Origin of the sequence: Mesorhizobium sp. M7A.F.Ca.CA.001.10.2.1 (genome assembly GCF_003998575.1) — a bacterium.
In the GTDB taxonomy this organism is placed as follows: Bacteria; Pseudomonadota; Alphaproteobacteria; order Rhizobiales; family Rhizobiaceae; genus Mesorhizobium.
Genome location: NZ_RZQY01000849.1, coordinates 1 through 2,129, shown reverse-complemented (window position 1 = coordinate 2,129; position 2,129 = coordinate 1). Strand labels below are relative to the sequence as shown.

Below are 2,129 nucleotides of genomic sequence, written 5' to 3'. Positions count from 1 at the left end.
GATCGAAAAGTTCACGGTCAACCGGTCGCCTCACGTCGACAAGAAGAGCCGCGAGCAGTTCGAGATGCGCACGCACAAGCGTCTGCTCGACATCGTCGATCCGACCCCGCAGACGGTCGATGCTTTGATGAAGCTCGATCTGGCCGCCGGCGTCGACGTCGAGATCAAGCTCTAAGGGAATGAGAGCGCGGTAAGGGGCGGTGCCCCTGGCCCGGAACTCTAAAGGAATTGAACCGATGCGTTCAGGTGTGATTGCAAAGAAGGTGGGAATGACCCGCATCTACAACGATGCCGGGGAACATGTTCCCGTCACCGTTCTCCTGATGGAGAACTGCCAGGTCGTGGCCCAGCGCACGCAAGAGAAGAATGGCTACACCGCCGTTCAGCTCGGCGTTGGCCTTGCCAAGGTGAAGAACACGTCGAAGGCGATGCGCGGCCATTTCGCGACCGCTTCCGTCGAGCCGAAGGCGAAGGTCGCCGAGTTCCGCGTCTCCGCCGACAACATGATCGATGTCGGCGCCGAGATCACCGTCGAGCACTTCGTCGCCGGCCAGAAGGTCGATGTGACGGGCACGACGATCGGCAAGGGCTTCCAGGGCGTCATCAAGCGCCACCACATGGGCGGTGGCCGTGCAACGCACGGTAACTCGGTTTCGCACCGGACGCACGGTTCGACCGGCCAGCGCCAGGACCCGGGCAAGGTGTTCAAGGGCAAGCATATGGCTGGCCACATGGGCGACACCCGCGTCACCACGCAGAATGTCGAGATCGTATCGACCGACGCCGACCGCGGCCTGATCCTGATCCGCGGTGCGGTTCCCGGATCGAAGGGCGCCTGGATCCTGGTCCGCGATGCGGCCAAGGTGGCACTGCCGGCCAATGCGCCGAAGCCTGCCGCGATCCGCGCCGTTGCTGCCGAAAGTGGCGCCAAGAACGAGGCTCCGGCCACAGAGGGAGCGGAATAATGGATCTCAAGATCACAACGCTGGGCGGCAAGGACGCCGGCAAGGTGGAACTCTCCGACGAGATTTTCGGCCTTGATCCGCGCGAAGACATCCTGCAGCGCGTCGTGCGCTGGCAGCTTGCCAAGAAGCAGCAGGGCACGCACAAGACCAAGGGTCGCGCCGAGATCGCGCGCACCGGCGCCAAGATGTACAAGCAGAAGGGTACGGGTCGCGCCCGTCACCATTCGGCACGCGCTCCGCAGTTCCGCGGCGGCGGCAAGGCCCACGGCCCGGTCGTTCGCAGCCACGAGCACGAACTGCCGAAGAAGGTTCGTGCTCTCGGCCTCAAGCATGCTCTCTCGGCCAAGGCCAAGAGCGCGTCGATCATCATCATCGACGAGCTGAAGCTGACCGAGGCCAAGACGAAGGCGCTGATCGCGAATTTCGCGACGCTGGGCCTGACCAACGCTTTGCTGATCGGCGGCGCCGAGCTTGACAAGAACTTCAAGCTGGCGGCGACGAACATCCCCAACATCGACGTGCTGCCCATCCAGGGCATCAACGTCTACGACATTCTGCGCCGCGGCACGCTGGTCCTTTCGAAGGCCGCCGTCGAGGCTCTCGAGGAGCGTTTTAAATGACCGACCTTCGTCATTACGACGTGATCGTCTCGCCGGCGATCACCGAAAAGTCGACCATGGCCTCCGAGCAGAACAAGGTCGTCTTCAACGTCGCCAAGAAGGCGTCGAAGCCGGAAATCAAGGCCGCCGTCGAAGCGCTGTTCGGCGTCAAGGTGATGGCCGTGAACACGCTTGTCCGCAAGGGCAAGATCAAGCGCTTCCGTGGCACGGTTGGCCGCCAGAGCGACGTCAAGAAGGCGGTTGTGACGCTGGCCGATGGTCAGTCGATCGACGTCGCGACGGGTCTCTGAGCAAGGCCGCGAGGACAGAACAATGGCACTGAAAAAATTCAACCCGGTAACGCCCAGCACCCGTCAGCTGGTCATCGTCGACCGCTCGGGTCTTTACAAGGGCAAGCCCGTCAAGGGTCTGACCGAAGGCCTGACCAAGTCGGGCGGCCGCAACAATCACGGTCGCATCACCGCCCGCTTCATCGGCGGTGGTCACAAACGTTCGTACCGCATCATCGACTTCAAGCGCCGCAAGTTTGACGTCGTCGGCCCGG

At 62.8% G+C, this 2,129-nt stretch carries 4 protein-coding genes and 1 pseudogene; all 5 read left to right on the top strand.

Annotated elements, in window-relative coordinates:
* The coding region (gene rpsJ, locus EN964_RS32570; RefSeq protein ID WP_127277307.1) for a 30S ribosomal protein S10 at positions 1-175 on the top strand (175 nt) is incomplete at its 5' end.
* A 61-nt stretch (positions 176-236) separates the two neighbouring features.
* Positions 237-965, top strand: coding sequence for a 50S ribosomal protein L3 (gene rplC / locus EN964_RS32565; RefSeq protein ID WP_013531422.1), 729 nt, complete (start codon positions 237-239; stop codon positions 963-965).
* Entirely contained in the window at positions 965-1,585 is a 621-nt protein-coding gene (rplD, locus tag EN964_RS32560; RefSeq protein ID WP_013531423.1) for a 50S ribosomal protein L4, read from the top strand. Before rplC ends, rplD begins: the two co-directional genes overlap by 1 nt.
* Complete coding sequence (locus tag EN964_RS32555) at positions 1,582-1,875, top strand: 50S ribosomal protein L23 (RefSeq protein ID WP_013531424.1); 294 nt, start codon at positions 1,582-1,584, stop codon at positions 1,873-1,875. The genes rplD and EN964_RS32555 overlap by 4 nt, the downstream gene beginning before the upstream one ends.
* A gap of 22 nt (positions 1,876-1,897) precedes the next feature.
* A pseudogene (gene rplB / locus EN964_RS32550) lies at positions 1,898-2,129 on the top strand (50S ribosomal protein L2); the annotation flags it as partial.

Bases quoted from the DNA above. Each gene is read 5' to 3' on its own strand.
- rplC (WP_013531422.1), top strand. From the start codon at position 237: ATGCGTTCAGGTGTGATTGCAAAGAAGGTGGGAATGACCCGCATCTAC.
- rplD (WP_013531423.1), top strand. From the start codon at position 965: ATGGATCTCAAGATCACAACGCTGGGCGGCAAGGACGCCGGCAAGGTG.
- EN964_RS32555 (WP_013531424.1), top strand. From the start codon at position 1,582: ATGACCGACCTTCGTCATTACGACGTGATCGTCTCGCCGGCGATCACC.